This window comes from Variimorphobacter sp. HTMS_6 (assembly GCF_059717775.1).
Genome location: NZ_AP046094.1, coordinates 2,561,414 through 2,580,887, shown reverse-complemented (window position 1 = coordinate 2,580,887; position 19,474 = coordinate 2,561,414). Strand labels below are relative to the sequence as shown.

The 19,474-nt window shown below is 37.9% G+C and carries 10 protein-coding genes; 8 read left to right on the top strand and 2 right to left on the bottom strand.

The annotated features are described in order from the left end of the window. Window positions 1-8: 8 nt before the first annotated feature. Window positions 9-386, bottom strand: coding sequence for a LysM peptidoglycan-binding domain-containing protein (locus AC6IWN_RS11625; protein ID WP_497987575.1), 378 nt, complete (start codon window positions 384-386; stop codon window positions 9-11). A 132-nt stretch (window positions 387-518) separates the two neighbouring features. Between AC6IWN_RS11625 and AC6IWN_RS11620 the strand changes: the two genes are divergently transcribed. The 5 genes from AC6IWN_RS11620 to AC6IWN_RS11600 all read left to right on the top strand — a co-directional run bounded on the left by AC6IWN_RS11620 (window position 519) and on the right by AC6IWN_RS11600 (window position 11,976). After that, window positions 519-1,331 carry an alpha/beta fold hydrolase gene (locus AC6IWN_RS11620; RefSeq protein WP_497987574.1) on the top strand — a complete coding sequence of 271 codons (813 nt, stop codon included), beginning with the start codon at window positions 519-521 and terminating at the stop codon, window positions 1,329-1,331. A gap of 132 nt (window positions 1,332-1,463) precedes the next feature. Then, a complete protein-coding gene (locus tag AC6IWN_RS11615) occupies window positions 1,464-7,550 on the top strand; it encodes a glucoamylase family protein (RefSeq protein WP_497987573.1) in 6,087 nt (2,028 codons plus the stop codon). A 15-nt stretch (window positions 7,551-7,565) separates the two neighbouring features. Beyond that, on the top strand, window positions 7,566-9,998 hold the full coding sequence (locus AC6IWN_RS11610) for a glycoside hydrolase family 94 protein (protein ID WP_497987572.1): 2,433 nt from the start codon (window positions 7,566-7,568) through the stop codon (window positions 9,996-9,998). 506 nt (window positions 9,999-10,504) lie between these two features. Next, window positions 10,505-11,704: a glycoside hydrolase family protein gene (locus AC6IWN_RS11605; RefSeq protein ID WP_497987571.1), complete on the top strand. Its 1,200-nt coding sequence runs from the start codon at window positions 10,505-10,507 to the stop codon at window positions 11,702-11,704. Between the two features lie 14 nt (window positions 11,705-11,718). Beyond that, complete coding sequence (locus AC6IWN_RS11600; RefSeq protein WP_497987570.1) at window positions 11,719-11,976, top strand: TfoX/Sxy family protein; 258 nt, start codon at window positions 11,719-11,721, stop codon at window positions 11,974-11,976. 104 nt (window positions 11,977-12,080) lie between these two features. On the opposite strand, the gene AC6IWN_RS11595 is transcribed toward AC6IWN_RS11600, so the two are convergent. Next, window positions 12,081-12,599, bottom strand: a complete 519-nt coding sequence (locus tag AC6IWN_RS11595) for a GNAT family N-acetyltransferase (protein ID WP_497987569.1) — start codon at window positions 12,597-12,599, stop codon at window positions 12,081-12,083. A 257-nt stretch (window positions 12,600-12,856) separates the two neighbouring features. Here AC6IWN_RS11595 and AC6IWN_RS11590 point away from each other — a divergent pair, with 257 nt between their 5' ends. The 3 genes from AC6IWN_RS11590 (at window position 12,857) to AC6IWN_RS11580 (ending at window position 19,345) form a co-directional block, all read left to right on the top strand. Then, complete coding sequence (locus tag AC6IWN_RS11590) at window positions 12,857-13,222, top strand: ArsR/SmtB family transcription factor (protein ID WP_497987568.1); 366 nt, start codon at window positions 12,857-12,859, stop codon at window positions 13,220-13,222. Window positions 13,223-13,224: 2 nt separating this feature from the next. Continuing rightward, window positions 13,225-15,375 carry a heavy metal translocating P-type ATPase gene (locus AC6IWN_RS11585; RefSeq protein ID WP_497987567.1) on the top strand — a complete coding sequence of 717 codons (2,151 nt, stop codon included), beginning with the start codon at window positions 13,225-13,227 and terminating at the stop codon, window positions 15,373-15,375. Window positions 15,376-15,520: 145 nt separating this feature from the next. Beyond that, entirely contained in the window at window positions 15,521-19,345 is a 3,825-nt protein-coding gene (locus AC6IWN_RS11580; RefSeq protein ID WP_497987566.1) for an Ig-like domain-containing protein, read from the top strand. Window positions 19,346-19,474 lie beyond the last annotated feature (129 nt).

Sequence of the window (19,474 nt, the reverse complement as noted above, 5' to 3'; positions counted from 1 at the left end):
TAGGAAGGTCAAGTACGGTAGGTTTTCTTTAAAGTATCCCGGTTAATGAAAAAGTAAGCAAATCCGTTGGTGGTAATATCATACTCAACATTATAACTGATTACTAATATATCGCCGGGATAAATGTAATCGCGATTATATAAGTAAGGGTTATTTCTTATCAACTGCATAATTGAGACATTAAAAGCAGCAGCGATACTGAATAAGGAATCCCCTTCTTGCACGGTATATGTTTTCGTGGGAAAAAATATCACAATGGTTTGACCTGGAACCAGTGAACTGGGATTATCCAGACCGTTGTCTTGGATAAGTCTTGTTACGGATACATCATATTTTTCAGCGATGTATTCAATTGTATCACCCTGCTTAACCACATAGATTTCCACTTGGTTCCCCCCTATAAGCATATATATAAAATATATGATTAGAAATTAAAATGATAACTAATAATAAAATGTATGACATTACTTTCAGTATTGAATATAATAATCTGAATACGATTCATTTAGGAGAACTTTATGGGTTATTATGTTACGGTAGAGAATGATGTAAATATTTATGTGGAAGATCTTAATCCGGATGGGGAAAAGACAATTTTATTTCTTCATGGATGGCCTGGTAGTCATAATTTATTTGAGTACCAGTTTGATCAGTTACCTAAGTTAGGATATCGCTGTATCGGGATTGATACAAGAGGATTTGGCAATTCTGATAAACCTTTTCACGGTTATGATTACGATACTTTGGCGGATGATGTAAGCCAAGTGGTAGAAGCCTTGGAATTAGAGAATTTTACTCTCTTAGGTCATTCCACCGGTGGTTCGATTGCAGTAAGGTATATGGGAAGACATAAGGGGAAGGGGGTATCTAAGCTGGTATTGGCAGCGGCAGCTGCTCCAAGCTTGATCAAACGTCAGAATTTTCCTTATGGGGTGGATGTCAGTGTTGTTCAGAATTTGATTGATGGAGCGAATAATGATCGTCCACAAATGCTACAGAACTTTGGGAATATATTCTTCTTTCAACATATTACTGAACCATTTTCCGATTGGTTCTTCCAATTGGGGTTACAGGCAGCAGGCTGGGCTACCGCCGCGGTCTCTGAAACATGGATTAGGGAAGTATTATTCTCTGATTTGGAAGAAATTGATGTGCCCACTTTGATTATTCATGGAATTCATGATAAAGTAGTTCCGTTTGAATTAGGTCAGATTCAGGAGCAGATGATTAAGAATTCAATGCTGGTACCTTTTGAGTTCTCAGGCCACGCAACCTTTTATGATCAAAAGAGCGAGTTTAATGATGTTTTAGTAAAGTTCATTGAGAGTTAGTAAATGTTCTATAAGATAAATCCGGAATGAATATTGATATGATTAAATTAACAATCTATATAATAAGAATCGCAAAAACAGCACAATATATACTTGTGCTGTTTTTTTAGCAATCATTAAGGAGGAGTCACATTGTTTACGATATTGGAAGGTTATCAATTTACTATATATATTCCGACAGGGGTCAAGGTTTTAATTATTGTTATTGCAATTATTTGGTGTATACTTATTTTTCTCTACTATCGCTTTAGTCATTTTCATAAAAGACTACGTTTTAATATTGAGTCTTCGGGCAATAACATCGTTCTTAGTACGAATGAAATGGAACAACAAATGCAGGAACTGGCAAGGAGTCATGAGCCTGTCAAATTGATGAAATATAATTTTGTTTTGGATGATTATAATCAAATTGCTTATAAAAAGCTGAATAAAATAAGAAATGAGATTTCTGCAATATCCACTGATATTATCACTCTAATTCCTGCTGCCCGCTGGTTGTTTGATAATTTTCAAATGATGTATCGAGAAATTAAAAAGGTTAGGACATCAGGGACAAGTTATGAGATACTTCCCATTTTAAGAAATAAGGAATATCGCGGTTATCCTAGAATTTATATTATCGCAAAGAAGATGGTAGCGTTATCCAAAGGACATCTGGATGAGGAAAATATCGCAGTTATGCTGTCTGCCTATCAAAAAGATATTCCGTTAACGGATAAGGAATTATGGGTTTTACCAGAGATGTTGGGCTTTTGTTTATTAGAGAATATTATTGATGTAGCGGAAGATATTCTTCACATCATTCATCTAAAATCCAGAGCAGATTTATTTGTTCGGGAAAGGTTGGAGAACGAGAAAAACGGTGCGGATATTCGGGTACTATTAACGGATGTGGAAGAGGAGTGTAAGAATAATTTTTCATTCCATGCACATGTGATTTATTTGTTGAAAAACATGTCCTATGATGATTTAGCGATTCAACAATATCTGGAATATCATATTCGGACGGAAGGAACACAGTTATCACCTGCTCAGGTATTTGTGGAAGAGGGCAAGGTGGAATCCCTGCTAGAGACCAGAATTCGTTCATTAATCGTAAGCCTTAGAGAAATAAATGAATTTAATCTGGAGGGATTTTATGAAGAATTCTCCTACTTAGAACAGGTGCTGACTAAGGATCCGGAAGGAATTTATCCTCTGATGGATTCGGAAAGTAAGGGTATGTATCGTGGAGTTATCGTTAAACTGGCACATCGCTATAAGTTGGATGAACAAAAAATCGTAAATGATGTATTGGAGCTTGCAATAGAAGGAAAGGATGGTCTGCATCAGTCACATCATGTTGGCACTTATCTAGTATCAAAAGGCTATCCTTTACTAAAGGCAAAAGTTTTAAATAAACCTGCCAACATCAATATCATGAAGAAGAAAAATACCAAAGGTAGTTGTTATGTGGTTACCTTAACTTTTCTGACTGTTTGTGTCTATATAGCTCTATGGTTTTTATTGCTTAAAGGTAGTGATCATGGTCGATTTCTTCCGCTGGTCTTATTTTTATTAGCGGCCTCCCCGTTGGTGATTGGAATAACACTGGAATTGACTAATTTTATGTTCACCAGACATATTAAAGTGAAGAAAATCCCTTCCTTAGACTATGTTAGTGCAATACCTGATAATGCAAGAACTTTTGTGGTAATGCCGGTGATTGTATCCTCGAAGGAACAGGGGATAGAATATTTGGAGCGTTTGCATAAACATTATCTTGCTAACAGGCAAGAAAATCTGTATTTTGCACTTTTGATTGATTATAAAGACTCTCCGGATGAATTTGCACCGGAGGATGAGATGATAGAGAGTGCATTAATTAGCAGGATGAATGAATTGAATGAGGTGTATTATGCTAGACATCAACGCTTCTCTCTATTCATACGGTATAGAAAATGGAATAAATCTGAAAATTGCTATATGGGTTGGGAAAGAAAGAGAGGCAAATTAGAAGAGTTTAATAATCTTTTAAATGGGATAGATATAGAGAATACAACCTTTTCCATGATTTTAACAGATGAAGAACTCATAGGGAGGTATCGATATGTTATCACTCTGGATGCAGATACGAATTTAATTCGAGATAATGCTGCTAAGCTTGTTGGGCTAATTGACCACCCGTTAAATAGACCGATTGTGGAAGAACAAACCAAGAAGGTAAAAGAGGGATATGTTATCATACAGCCTTCTGTTAGGAATCATATCGTGGATAAGAAGGGGAGTCGTTTTGCTGAGATTTTCGGAGGACAGTCAGGTTTGGCACATTATAGTGCAGTGATATCCGATATTTATCAGGATATTTTTGATGAAGGAATCTATACTGGTAAAGGTATCTATGACGTGGCTGCTTTTCACAAGCTTTTGAATAATGTTATACCGGAGAACAGGGTGTTAAGCCATGACTTATTAGAAAGTTGTTATGCAAGGACGGCATTCTCAAGTACAGCTAAAATTATGGACAGCTTTCCGAGTAGCGTTATAGCTTATGCGAAAAGAGAACACCGATGGATACGTGGAGATTGGCAGTTACTTCCGTGGCTGTTTAAAAGGGATGTAATGCATGGTAAGCCTCTCTGTGCCTTATCTAGATGGAAAATATTTGATAACTTAAGAAGAAGTTTGGTACCAATGAGTAAAGTTTTAATCATTCTATTAAATCTTGCATTGTTTCCGGCAATATTTTATCTGTGGATTGGATTAGTTTTCTTTGTAGATGCATTTCAATTTATTGTTCTGGTTATTGCAATTACAATGCAAAAGTTATTCCGTCCTAAGCTTGCATTAGTAACGAAGAGCTTTCTAAAGGAACTTTATATAATTCTTCAAAGAGCGTATTCGGAATTAGTGCTGACTCCTTATAGGGCTTATCTTGCCACAGATGCGATGCTTCGCACATTTTACCGTTTATTGATCAGTAAGAGAAATCTTCTTCGTTGGAATACAGCTGAGAGTGTAGATTCTTCCGTTGTAAATACGAAAAAAGGGTATTTCCTGATCATGTGGAGCAGCTTGATTCCTTCTTTTCTTCTGGTGATCTTACTTCGATTTGTGGATATCGGCTTGATGGGAGCTCTTATTTATGCAGTTGTAGTGCTCAGCTGGGTATTTTCATATCGTTATGCTTACCGGATCAGCCAGCCTAAGGATACCTCTGAGGTAGAAATCGGTAACGAGGATAAAGAACTATTACTTGACACCGCTAAGCGGACTTGGTTGTTTTTTAAGGACATGTCAACAAGGGAAAATAACTGGCTATGCCCGGATAATTATCAGCTTTCGCGCGCAGAGAAACAAAGTGATAAAACCTCACCGACCAATATCGGGTTGCAGCTGCTTGCGATATTATCTGCTAGGGATTTGGGATTTTTGACGATCAGTGCTACGGTGGAACATGTTGAAAATGTTATGAATACCATACAGAAATTAATGAAATGGAAAGGACATTTATATAACTGGTATCAGATAAAAACGCTGGAGGTTTTAAACCCAGCTTATATATCCACAGTAGACAGCGGTAACTATATCGGTCATTTGATTGCGTTAAAAAATGGTTTGATTGAATTACTTGATGTTCCGATTTTCTCTAGTGACCTTATTCATGAGATAAACAAAACAATGAAATTAAGCAAATACGAAGGGTCATTGAAAGAAGAATATCAATCAATTGGTGAATTCGTAGAAGATATCAGTGATATCTGGGAAGATCTTGGGTGCAGGGAATGCAATCAGAAGGAAGATCCTATCTGGTGTAAGGAGTTTCTTGAGAGTGTTGAGAACTTGGTAAAAGAGGCCTCGAACTTGAAGCTGAAAGAGATTGGTTTTTCAGAATGTCCTACGCTTAGACAGTTAGAGGAACAGGAAAATAAAAGTGCGAAATCCTTAATATTAAGAATCAAAGATTTATGTAATAAAATTGATCATGATCTCGCAAACGTGGACTTTCATTTCTTATTCAATGAAAAACGTTGCTTGTTCCACATTGGATACCATACGAATTCAGGTACTCTTGACGCAGGCTGTTATGATTTGATGGCTTCAGAATGTGCATTGACAAGCTTTCTAGCCATCGCCAGAGGAGAAATTCCTTTGCGGCACTGGCAAAAACTCGGGCGGCCTCTTACCATGATAAATGGTATGCCGTGCTTTGTATCCTGGAGCGGGACAATGTTTGAATATTTAATGCCGAATCTGGTGCTTCGGGAGTATGAGGATTCGGTTTATGCAGAATCTTCGATGGCAGCAGTTTGCCAGCATATGAACTATGCGAAAGAGATGAAGATACCATGGGGTATATCGGAATCACAATTCTATCGATTTGATATGAATTCAAACTATCAATATAAGGCATTCGGTGTACCAAAGCTTCGTTTGCAGCCGGTTAGGCAAAATTCTCTGGTTGTGACTCCTTATGCTACCATGCTAGCCTTAGAATATGCAGGGAAGGAAGGATTCTCAAATCTACGAGAATTGATTCGGCTCGGAGGATATGGGCAGTATGGATTTTATGAAGCCTTGGACTTTAGCAGTCCAAACTCCGTAGATTTAACTCCCTATAGCATCGTAAAATCATTTATGGCACACCACCAGGGAATGATCATTGTCAGCATAAATAATATATTACAAGAAGGTATTTGGCGGAAACGATTTCACACAGAGCCAATTGTAAAAGCTACGGAAGTGCTGCTTGAAGAGAAAAGACAATCTCATCTGGTATCCCTTGCTAAGCATGGGTATACAATTCGTATTGGCAAGATACATCTGAGAGACGAGGATTACAGTAACCGATATATCAATAGTGTTGCGCCAAGATTCCCGATTGCGAATATGCTTTCTAACAATAAGTACTCAATGATGATTACTTCCGATGGGGACGGCTTTAGTAAGTATAAAAATATGATGCTATATCGGTGGAGAGCAGATATCTATGCAAACACCGGTAATTATATCTATATTAAAAATGTTAATAATAACAATTATTGGAGTGTCGCTTACCATCCGACCAGAACACAGCCGGAGGACTATCAGGTGATTTTTGCTCCTCATAAAGTGGAATTCAAAAGAAAAGATGGGGATATGGAAACACAGACGAAGATCAGCTTGTCGCCGGATCATAATGTTGAAATACGTAAGGTGACACTGATAAATCATGGCAGCGATACAAAGCAATTAGAAGTCACCAGTTATATTGAGGTAGTAGGTGATAGTCACATGGCGGAATTAAGTCATCCTGCGTTCAATAAATTATTTGTTGAGAGTGAGTTTATCGAAGAGCATGCTACCTTTTTATCTAAGAGGAGAGGAAGCAAGGGAGGTTCTAACCCCTATGTTCTTCATATGGTAAAAGCAAATTCGGGAGTGATAATGAAACTAGAATTTGAAAATGATCGCTTAAAATTCATCGGTAGAAATAATACGCTAGAAAATCCCGATGCAGTGGTGAATAATCAAACATTTTCTAATCATGCAGGTTTTTGTAATGACCCGATTATGAGTATACGTGTTACGGTCACATTAAACCCTGGAGAAACACAGAATGTATCCTTTATTACCGGAGTTTGTGATGATCGCGGTGAGGCAATTCACATCAGTGGAGAGTTTAATACCTCGTATCGTATCGATGATATATATGAAAAATTCCGCTTGCAAAGGGATATAGAGCTGAAGTATCTGGAGATTACAAGGTACCAGTTGAATGCGTTCCAGGATTTAATTAGTCCGATATATTATCCGAATGCACTATACAGGGGGCCAAAGGAGAATATTCGTAGGAATTTTCAAAACCAGAGTTTCCTCTGGAGATTTGGTATATCCGGAGATAATCCGATTATGCTCCTGTTAATTCACTCGATTGATGAAGCGGAGATAATCAAGGATGTACTCAAGGCATATGAATATCTAAGAATCAACCGCGTCAACGTGGATTTGATATTATTAAGTGAGGCAAAGCATGGTTATATGCAAGAACTAGATATTCTTATCAGTGATTTATCCAGTTCCTTAAGAATATATGATGCAAGTGAAGATAAGCCTAGCTTATTCTTGTTACACTCCTATCAAATGGTACCTGCAGAGGTTGATTTGCTTTTCACGATTGCAAGAGTGGTATTTTCTGATCAAACGGGTATCTATTTTAAGAGCATCAAAGAAAAAATCACGGAATTAGTAGAAGATTAGGAGGGAGGAATTTGCATGGATTCTGTTAATGATCTGAACCTTTCAAAAATGCAAGAAGATAAATATGATTTTTTTAACGGATTTGGAGGGTTTATTCAGGATGGGAAAGAATATGAGATCGTACTGGATGGAACCTGCAAGCCTCCGGTTCCTTGGATTAATGTTATTGCAAACAAAGAATTTGGATTTCACATCTCTGAATCCGGCGCCGGCTTCACATGGGCAACGAATAGTAGGGAGAATAAAATAACACCATGGTCGAATGATCCGGTAAGTGATCCGCCTACGGAAGCAATCTATTTGTTTGATGAGATTACAGGTGAGGTGATAACACCTGTTTCATTGGGAAAATCAGACCATGGAATCTATCGTGTCAGACATGGAATTGGCTATTCTAGATTTCTTCATGAAGAAGATCAATTAACAACGGATTTGACCGTGTTTACTCCTTTAGAGGAACCGGTAAAACTATGGAAATTAGACCTTATAAATCAATCCGATAAGGTGAAATACCTAAGCGCCACTTATTATGTTGAATGGGTATTAGGTACGCAGAGGGAGCATACGAATCCTTATATATTAACTTCTTATAATAATGAGCATGAATATCTGAGTGCAAAAAACCTTTATACCTTTCAGTTCACTAATACGAGATCTTTTATCTTTTCAAGTGAGATGATAAAAGGATATACCGGAGATAGACAGGAGTTTTTAGGTTTAAAAGGTTCGGTAAGGGATCCGCATGGACTGGACCATAAATTCTCCAACCACACTGGAGTCGGGTATGATCCTTGTGGGGCGATTCAAACTTCGATTGCAATAAATCCGGGAGAGAGTCGAACAATATTATTTGGAATTGGCCAAAGTACTGAGTCCGCTGCGATTCATAATATTCGTAATAAATACAAGGATATTGGAAAGTTTGATGACGAGCTTGGTAAAGTGAACGATTATTGGAATAAAATTCTCGGTGTGATTCAGGTCAAAACACAGGATAAGGCGATCGACATCATGGTCAATAATTGGCTGCTATACCAGACCATATCCTGTAGAATAAATGCCAGAGCGGCATTTTACCAATGTGGAGGTGCTTACGGATACCGCGATCAGCTCCAGGATACATTTTCCCTGATGTTTACTAAGCCAGAGGTGTTGAGAAATCAGATCCTTATCGCTTGTAGCAGACAGTTTGAGGAGGGAGATGTACAGCATTGGTGGCATCCACCGATGGGAGTGGGAGTGCGAACCCGAATTTCCGATGACTTATTGTGGCTACCATATGCGGTAGCAGCATATATCAAAAGTACCGGTGACACTTCAATTACAAAGGAGATGGTGTCATATATTAAGGGACCAATATTAAGAGAGGATCAACATGAAATAATGATTACACCCGAAGTCTCAGACATGACCGGTTCTGTTTATGAGCATAGTAAAAAAACAATTCAAATCACTCACTTCGGGGAGCATGGTCTTCCATTGATGGGTGGTGGGGATTGGAATGATGGTATGAACGAAGTCGGAAAGGACGGTAAGGGAGAAAGTGTGTGGCTTGCATGGTTTCTCTATTATACCTTAGGAGAATTTATACCGATTTGTTATCAAGAGGGTGATGAGGAGTTTGCCAAGGAACTGGAAGAAAAGAGAGAGAATTTGCTAAAAAGCATTGAGGAGAATTCATGGGATGGAGAATGGTATCTGAGAGCGTATTATGATAATGGATCAAAGATGGGCTCGAAAGAAAATGATGAATGCAGAATAGATTCCATTAGCCAGTCCTGGAGTGTAATATCGAACGGAGCAAAAAAAGAAAGAGCATACACGGCAATGCAATCTGCCTGGAAGTATCTGGTCAGAGAAGAGGAATCAATCTCCCTACTGCTAGCCCCTCCTTTTGATAAGACACAAAATAATCCCGGTTATATTAAAAATTATATTCCTGGTATTCGTGAAAATGGTGGTCAATATACTCATGCGGCGGTGTGGCTGGCGATTGCAACATCCATGATAAAGGATTATAAAATGGCGAACACTTTGTTTACTATGCTCAATCCTATTCATATCACCTCCAATAAGCGTAATGCAATCCGCTACGAGAAGGAACCCTATGTAATGATTGCTGATATATCTCTTAGTCCACCCTATACAGGAAGAGGAGGGTGGAGCTGGTATACCGGATCTGCCGGATGGATGTATCAGGGACTAGTGAGCTGGTTCTTAGGTATTCGAAAAGAACGTGATCAACTGATCATCGATCCCGCAACGCCGGAATCCTTTGGGGCATATTCGATCACTTATCGTTATGGTGCGGCTGTTTATGAGATACAGGTGGAAAGCCGGAGCAAGGGAGCAATGACTACATCGGAGCTGACCTTGGACGGAGAAAAGATGAAAGGAAATCGAATTACCCTTATCGATGATGGGAGGACACACCAGGTTCTTGTATAGGAATGTAACTGGCTGTGCAGCCAAAACCCTTTTTTAAGATGGTATCATCAGTATGCAATGACAAAAGTTCTGAAAAGAATTGCGAAACATATTTACGAAGCAATACGCTCTCGCTTGGATGAAGTACGTAATGGTGCATAAAGCCGCAAACTACGCAGCCTAAGCACCAACGTCTTCATACAGTTGCTTAATATTATATGTTTCGCAATTCTGATATTGTAGATAAGGGAGTGCATATTGATGGCTATAATATTAATAATGGCTTTTGGCAACCAAACTTCGTAGTACATAATATAGGGAATACTTTCCCAAATACAAATATTGTTACAATCAAGCAGTTTGATTTAAGTTTAGTGTTGCAATTCACTAATTGGTTTGTCATATGGTAAATTAGTAATGGAAATGGAATGCATCTTTTCGTAATCAACCTTTTTTGATATACTGTTATATACAGGAATGGATATTATTTTAGCTAGTACAAAGGAAAGACTTTGAGGTGTAAGAACATGATAAAGCAAATGAGATGGTGTATGATGGTATTTATCGTTGCATTAATATTCCTTATAATCGGATGTCCGACAAAAAACGTAAAAGCAGCAACGATTGTATCAAGTACAACGGATCATGGGATCAGGAAATATGTGATTAATTCGCAGGGTGAGAACGATGATAAAATAATTCAAAAGTGCCTCGCCAGTAATGGGGATAATGGAGTGCAAATTACCCTACAACCCGGTACTTATTATTTTATATACTCTTTGAAGGTGTTCAATAATACAAAGATAAATGCGACTGGAGCTACATTTATTCAGAAGACGAACGGAAAGGGCTTTCTAATCAATGCAAGGTTTGAGGGAAGCAATTATGGAAAAGGTAAGGGTGGCTATAATAGCTGTGAGAATATAACGATTGATGGCGGTACCTGGATTGGCACTTACAAACCGGATGTTTCAAAGGATTTGAAGAGTAACGGCTTTTATGTAGGATATTGTAGCATGATGTTCTTGCATGGACAAAATATTACGATTCAAAATGCGAGCTTTAAACATAATTATAACGGACATTTTATAGAGCTGGGTGGAATAAAGAATGGCAAGATTATAAACTGCAATATGGATATGGCAGGGAGTGTCTATGTTGGGGAATCCAATAATGAAGCAATTCAGATTGATAATACTTATGCGAAATCAAATTCACCGGTTGGAGCACCTTGGGATGATACGGCATGCCAGAATATTACGATTCAAAAGTGTAGAATAAGATATGTAAGAGGAATCGGAACAAATAACATGGGAAACACGTCATATGTAAATATAAAGATCTCTGATAATACAATATTTGCAACAAAGAATGAAGGTATAAATGCCTATGATATAAAAGGACTTACCGTTACAAATAACACAATACAGGTGTTGCATAAAACGAATGATTACACCTCGGTTGGGTTATATGTAGGGCTCAATGCGAAGATAAGTAATTGGGGGAATTATTCTACAGTTATCACAGGAAATAAAATCACAGGATACAGCAATGCGGTTAAGATAGTAGGGTTTAACGGAGCCACATTTAACAAGGTTACAATCCAGAATAATATACTATTGGCTGGGACGGGAGCAAAAGCAGCACTTTTTCTGGCCTATGGTGGGAAACAGATTATAAAACTTATCAGTATTAATAATGTATGTAAGGCAGCAGTTTTTAAATAAGGAGGAGAAAGAGAATGGGGGAGCTATCGCAGTTACCAAACATTGGGCCTGAGGTGGAAAGACAACTAAATCAAGTTGGAATTATATCCTTAGAGGAGTTGAAATCAATTGGAAGCAAACAGGCATGGCTTAAAATTAAAGAAATAGATGATTCAGCCTGCATCAATCGTTTATATGCCATAGAGGGAGCTTTGCAAAATATGAACAAGAAGAACTTGGCACCGGAATGCAGGGCAGATTTGAAGGAATTTTATAATCATTTCAAGGGGTAGTAAGAAAAAATTAGTAGTTCGGGTGTCAAATTCCCTTATCCGCAATTAAATTCAATATGCTCTAGCAATTCCCACAGAACTTAACTGAGCACAGTGATATTATGCTACTTTAGATCCTTACGCATAAGGTGGTCGGTCTGCTCTTCGTCACCCATAAAAAATGAATGTTTATCAATTTTGAAAAAGCCGTTTCTTTTATAAAAAGCGATGGCTTTTTCGTTCTTTTCCCATACGCCCAGCCATAGATAATCTTTGTTTACACTATGAGCTATGTCTATAGCCTTTTCCATTAAGGCTTTCCCCAGTCCTTTTCCTTGAAAATCTTCTAGTAGGTATATTCGTTCCACTTCTATAGAATTAGGGTCATGAATATCTGTCTGAGCTTCGCATTCATTTGTTTTAAGATATCCTGCAATTTCGTTCTCACTATATAAAAAATAGAAAGTCGAATGAGGATTGGATAGTTCGTTCTTAAGTTTTTCAATTTGAAATGCATTATTCATATAAGCATTCATGTTGGCAGAGGTATTGCTATCGCTAAATGTATCATAAAAAGTACGATAAGATATATTACGTAGCATACTGAGGTCATCGATGGTGCATTTCTTAAAATGATAATTCATAACAGGATTCCTTTCTGAGTTTCTGGAAATATTATATAGGGTATAATGTTAAGTTTCAATAATTTTAAAATAATCTCTAATATATTTTAAAAACTTAGTTAAAAACATGTTGCAAAAAATCATTTACATGTATATAATGGAATCAACAGTTGAACAATTACTCAACTGAACAACCGTTGTACTGAATAAATCTTTTAATAAATCGACAAAATATACCTACAATAAAGTTATACGGGTAACCAATGAAAGGAGTTCTTATGAAAGATGACAATAAATCCGAATTTTGTGATTGTGAAATAGTACATACCGACGTTATTGAACAGGTAATGCTTCACATGCCAGAGGAGGAAAAACTATATGATTTGGCGGATTTTTATAAAATGTTTGCAGATAGCACTAGAATAAAGATTTTATGGGCGCTTGAGCAACAGGAAATGTGTGTATGTGATCTGGCGGCTTTGCTGAATATGTCGAAGTCAGCAATATCTCATCAACTTAAAACATTGCGACAGGAAAAGCTTGTTAAGTATCGTCGAGAAGGAAAGAATGCAATCTATTCGTTACTTGATGATCATGTAGAAAGTCTTTTGAAAATTGGATTAGAGCATATAGAGGAGAGATGATTATGGATAAGAAAAAGGAGTATTTACTGGATGGTCTATGCTGTGCAAATTGTGCTTCAAAGATCGAACGGGAAGTAGGATCTTTGGCTGGGGTAAAGGAAGCCAATATTAATTTGATGAATGGTAAAATGAGTCTTGTCATGGATGAAATATCAGACGACATTACAAATCAGTTGAAAAAGATTGTCTCAAAGCATGAATCTTCTGTTGTAGTGCATGATTTATCAAGTGAGGAAGAGGCAGCTACGAATCATCATGAGCAAGAACATACACATGAACATGGTCATAGCCACGGAGGTAATGAGGAGGGATCCTTAAAATCTTACCTGATTCGAATTGTGTTGGCCGTGGTGTTAACAGCAATATTTGCATTTGTTCCATTGCCTTACACAGTAAAATTAGTAGGTTTTATTGTTGCTTATATCTTAGTAGGATTTGAAGTACTACGTAGTGCAGTGAGAAATATTTTAAAAGGTCAAGTGTTTGATGAAAACTTTTTGATGGGTATTGCATCTCTCGGAGCTTTCCTGATCGGTGACCATACGGAAGCGGTTGCGGTATTGGTATTCTATGGTATCGGTGAGTTGTTGCAGGATATGGCAGTAAATAATTCCAAGAAAAATATCGCAGGTTTAATGGATATCCGACCTGACTATGCGAACAAGTTAGTTGATGGAGCTGTTACTGTGGTTGCCCCTGAACAGGTAGTAGTAGGTGATTGTATTCTTGTTAAGCCGGGTGAGAAGATTCCGCTTGACGGAGTAGTTTCAAAAGGCAGTAGCTTTGTAGATACCAGGGCATTAACAGGAGAAAGTGTTCCAAGAACGATTAACGTCGGTGACGCAGTACTTTCCGGAACAATCAATACAAGTAGTGTTATTGAAATAGAGGTTACCAAGGTATTTGGAGAATCAACGGTTTCAAAGATATTGGAACTGGTTCAGAACGCAGGAAGTAAGAAGGCAGAGAGTGAGAAGTTTATCACGAAATTTGCCAGATACTATACACCTTTCGTTGTATTTTCCGCGCTTGCGGTTGCTATATTCCCTCCTCTTTTAGGATTCGGTAGCTTTTCAGTTTGGTTGTACCGTGCATTAAGCTTTTTAATTATATCTTGCCCGTGTGCGCTGGTAATATCCATACCGTTAAGCTTCTTCGGAGGAATTGGTGGTGGAGCAAAGCATGGTGTATTGATTAAGGGAGGTAATTTCCTTGAAGCGCTCAATCAGGTAGATACTATAGTTTTTGATAAAACAGGTACCTTAACGAAGGGAGTATTCGAGGTTTCGAAAATTGAACCTGTGGATGAGTCTAATCGTGATAAATTAATTCAGCTTGCAGTAATTGCAGAGAGCCATTCCACACATCCTATTGCTAAATCGATTATTAATTATGTAGAAAAACATAATGTAGCCATAATGCCAGCTGAAAACATTACTGAAGTTTCCGGTAAAGGGGTTATCGCAGACTTTAACGGCAATCGAATATATGCAGGTAATGAAAAGCTGATGCAGGAATTTGGTATCCATTTTGATGAACCGGAGATAAACGGAAGTATCGTGTATATAGCGGAAAATGAAAAATATCTTGGATATCTGTTGATTAACGATGAGATAAAACCCGGTGTAAAAGGCATGATGAGTCAATTAAAGGAACTAGGTGTAAAAAGAACAATCATGCTTACTGGAGATCATAAGAATGCTGCGAAAGAAATCGCCGGGGCTTGCGGTGTGGACGAATATGAGGCGGAATTATTACCTCAGGATAAGGTGAACAGATTCGAAGAATTAAAGAATAAAATAGAAGGTAAGGGTAAGATTGTATTTGTTGGCGATGGAATTAATGATGCCCCAGTTTTAGCCGGAGCAGATGTAGGTATTGCCATGGGTGGAATTGGATCCGATGCAGCAATTGAGGCTGCTGATGTAGTTATTATGAATGATGATATTACAAAGATAGTAACTGCAATCCGGATTGCTCATAAGACCAAGAAAATTGTATTTCAGAATATCATATTTGCATTAGGGGTGAAGGCCTTGATCATGGTACTCGCATTTCTGGGGTATACTTCCATATGGTTTGCGATTTTTGCCGATGTTGGAGTAGCGCTACTGGCACTTCTTAATGCGATGAGAGCGATGAAAATAAAATAATATCGAAAAATGTAGATTCTTTACCTCTTTTATCATGAGATGACACAGTAATGCCAAATATTTTATTTAAAATATCAGCACATAAGCTAATTATTATAGATTTGTTTGCCGATAAAATTTATAGGATTGTTTGGGAGGTTATCTAATGATGAAATTAATTAAATTACGATATAAATATATAATTGTTATAGGTGCGATATTATCCGCAATTACGATTGCATTACTTGCTCATGCCATACAGGCAGATGCAGCGAATGACTATTATTTTGTATTCAATAATCAGTCGCTTTCCGTGGGGAATCAAGCACAACTGAATACACAGACTGCTTATTTGAGTGTTACCTCACCGAGCGGATCCACGGCGCAAGTAACAGAATGGATCAGTTCTGATGATAAGATAGTATCCGTTCATCCTACCTCATTTAATAATAAGAACTTTATACAATTAAGACGTGAAAGCCCTGGTTATGCAACCATTACAGCGGTTTTTGATGACGGATTTATGGCATACTGTGTCATTCGAGTAGATTTAGCATTCGACTATTCGAAGATGTCCGGTATTGTCTATTCAACAACAAATGATGAACGTATTATGACCTTTGATTCCATTGGACAGGAGAGGACAGCATTTATCAAATATGTGGTGGCTGATGGCTCATCCGGTGATGATTCTATTGATAATTCGCTGGTAGACTGGTCAAGTAGCAATGTCGGAGTTGTTACAGTGGATAGTGGTGGTAAGCTAAAAGCGGTGGGAGCAGGTAGTGCGGATATAACGGTTTCTACAAAGACCTTGTACGGGGATAAACCAATGTCGGTTAAGATGAGAGTGGTTGTTGCACCTAACTTTACATTATCACTTCCTGATGGTTCCGGTGGTATGGATATATATCCTTCCAGTGATAACTTTAATGAAACGCCATCAATTGTTAATGATGTTCCGTCAAGTTTCAAGCTTGAATCCAATGCTACAATGGGCAATAATTTGAAATGGGTTGTCTATGACAGTACAGGTGGAACGAAAAAGGTAATCCCAGCAGGTACCTCAGCCAAGATGACCTATAGCGTTAGCCAGATTAACGGTAATGTTAATTTCAGTAATGTAAAAGCTGGTACTTATGAAATATTTGCCTTTGCAAACTCAAGCTATAATGAAAATACGAATGCGCCCTATGCATATATGAAGATTGTGGTTCCGATTCGAATTCCGAATCAAAATCTTGTAATGGTTGTGGGCAATACATATAACTTACTGGATAATTCAAACCTTCCGGGGGTTGGGATATTTACAACACCTGTTTATTTGTCAGGTAATTCTAATATCGCAAGCTTTAACAGTTCTAACTATGTGTTTAGTGCGAAGATGAAAGGTAAGGTTACAATACAGCTGAATTATAATGCGGCAAACAAGTTGTATGATACGTCCACGCTTGTTGATCCGTTCATAATAAATATCACCGTAGTTGATAAATTAGCACTTAATAAAACATCAGCAGATCTTGAAAGAGGGGGAACGCTGCAATTAGAACCGGTGCTAAGTGATCCACTCACTCCGGTTACCTGGACGTCGACCAATACTGGTATAGCCACGGTTGATGATAATGGATTGGTAAAAGGTGTTGCATCCGGTGATGTTACGATAATAGCACAACAGATTATCGGGGGTGTTGTTATGACAGCTACCTGCGAGGTGTCTGTAAAACAGTCCGTATCGAAAATAGTACTGGACTGTTATAAAAGTATACTGGATATTCAAGAAACAGTAACAGTAACAGCAACTGTCACACCAAGTGATGCAAGATTTAAACTGCATTGGAAATCATCAAATACATCTGTTGTTAAAATTAATTCAGTAGCGAATCCAACAACAACTGCCACCATTCAGGCAGTAGCAGCCGGAAGGGCGACGATTACAGCAACGAACGAATATAATGTTGAGATGGGATCTTTTGAAGTAACGGTCAAGCCTGTTAAGCAACCAGTAAAATCAATAACTCTTAATAAGAACGATTTATCACTTAGCCTCAATGTAAAGTATTTGCAATTAACTGCAACAGTTGCTCCGGATAATGCAACAGATCAGACGGTTTTGTGGAAATCAACCGATACATCAAAGGCAAAAGTTGATTCAAATGGATACGTTACCTTATTAAAACCAGGACTCGTATCAATCATAGCTACATCAAAGGATAATCCCGATGCTTCTGCTATTTGTAACATCGCAATATTAATCCCTGTTCAGTCAATTGCTCTATGGGAAGATAATATAAAGATGCATACAAAAGAAACAGCACTGTTACAATACACTTTATTACCGGATAAAGCTGATATAAGGGATGTAAAATGGGAATCCACAAATACTTCGGTAGTTACTGTAGATGGAACCGGAAAGATTACTGCAAAGGCAGTCGGTACTTCAGTTATTATAGTAAAATCAGTGGATGGAGGCTTTACAGATTACTGCACAATAAAAGTAGAGCAATCTGCAATCGGTATCAAATTGGATAAAACAGTTATGAATTTGTTAGCTGGTAATTTTGATTTTCTTAAGGCTACATTAGCCCCTGCAGATACTACAGATAATTTAGTTGAATGGACTTCTTACAACACAGATATCGCGAAGGTAGATGATAACGGAAAGGTTACTGCGATATCATCAGGGACAACGTTTATCACTGCAAAAATCAACGGGTTTCTCTCGATTTGTAGAATTAATGTAACCCAGCCTGTAAAAGGGGTATCGTTAAGTTCCAAAACGAAAACCATATATAAAGGACAAAAGTTCAAGTTAACACCAACCATAGAACCTAAGACAGCTTCGAACAAAGCAGTTACCTGGAAAACCTCCAATAAGAGCGTGGTAACAGTAACTACGGATGGAACAGTTACAGGTGTTGCAGGTGGAGCAGCAGTTATCACTTGTACGACAGTAGATGGAAAATTGGCTGACATTTGTGTCGTAACAGTAAAAGAGCTGGTAACAAGCATTAAAATAAAACCTACCAGCTATAAGCTCGGACTGAAAAAGAAGGTTACGCTTACCGCTATTGTATCCACTCAAACAGCATCGAATAAAAATGTAACATGGAAGTCGGACAATACGAAAGTAGCGACCGTTGATAAAAAAGGTAAAGTAACTGGTAAGAAACTAGGCTATGCAACAATAACGGCTACCGCGAAGGATGGCAGTGAGGTAGAAGCGAGTTGTGAGATTCGAGTTGTTACACCAGTTTCTAGTATATCCTTAAATAAGTACTCGAGTTCTATGTATGTAGGAACCAGACAGAAATTAAAAGCAACGATAAAACCAAGTAATGCGACTTATAAAACTGCGAAATGGACCTCAAGCAATACAAAAGTAGCTACGGTTGATTCAACTGGTACGGTAACCGCTCTAAGCAAAGGAACCGCGTTAATAACAGCCTCTGCTAAAGATAATAGTGGAAGGAAAGCAATTTGCTATCTATCAGTAAATGAGCGTGTTCCGGCGACAGGAATTACGATGCAGGATACTGAGATTACAATGGTTCAGGGAGAAAAAAAATCAGTTCAGTTTGTTTTAACACCTTCGAATTCATCGGATAATGTGAAGTGGAGCTCCAATGATTCAGGAGTAGCAAGTGTCGATAAATCGAAAGGTATAATTAAAGCGAAAGCTACCGGTGTCGCTACGATAACTGTAATGACTGATTCAGGTAAAAAAGCAACCATCCAGGTTACAGTTGTTGGTTTGAGTGATACTTCACTTACAACTGAGGTATATACAACTTACAAACAGGCATTATCGGTTGAAGGTGCGAAAAGTAAGGTCAAGTGGTCATCCCAGAATCAAAAGATTGTTGAAATATACAGTGATGGAACTATAAGTACCAGAGGACCAGGTACAACTACGGTTACAGCCACAGTAAATGGACGTAAGCTAAAATGTAAGATAACGGTTAAAAAGATGACAATCAAAAAGAAAAGATAGAACAAATACGATAGTGTAATAATTGCATGATTAAAGAAGGATATTTTTAGTGGGAAAGTACCACCATTAATATCCTTCTTTTTATACATATTGATTAGGCAGTATGTTCATAATATGCTGGAAACATAG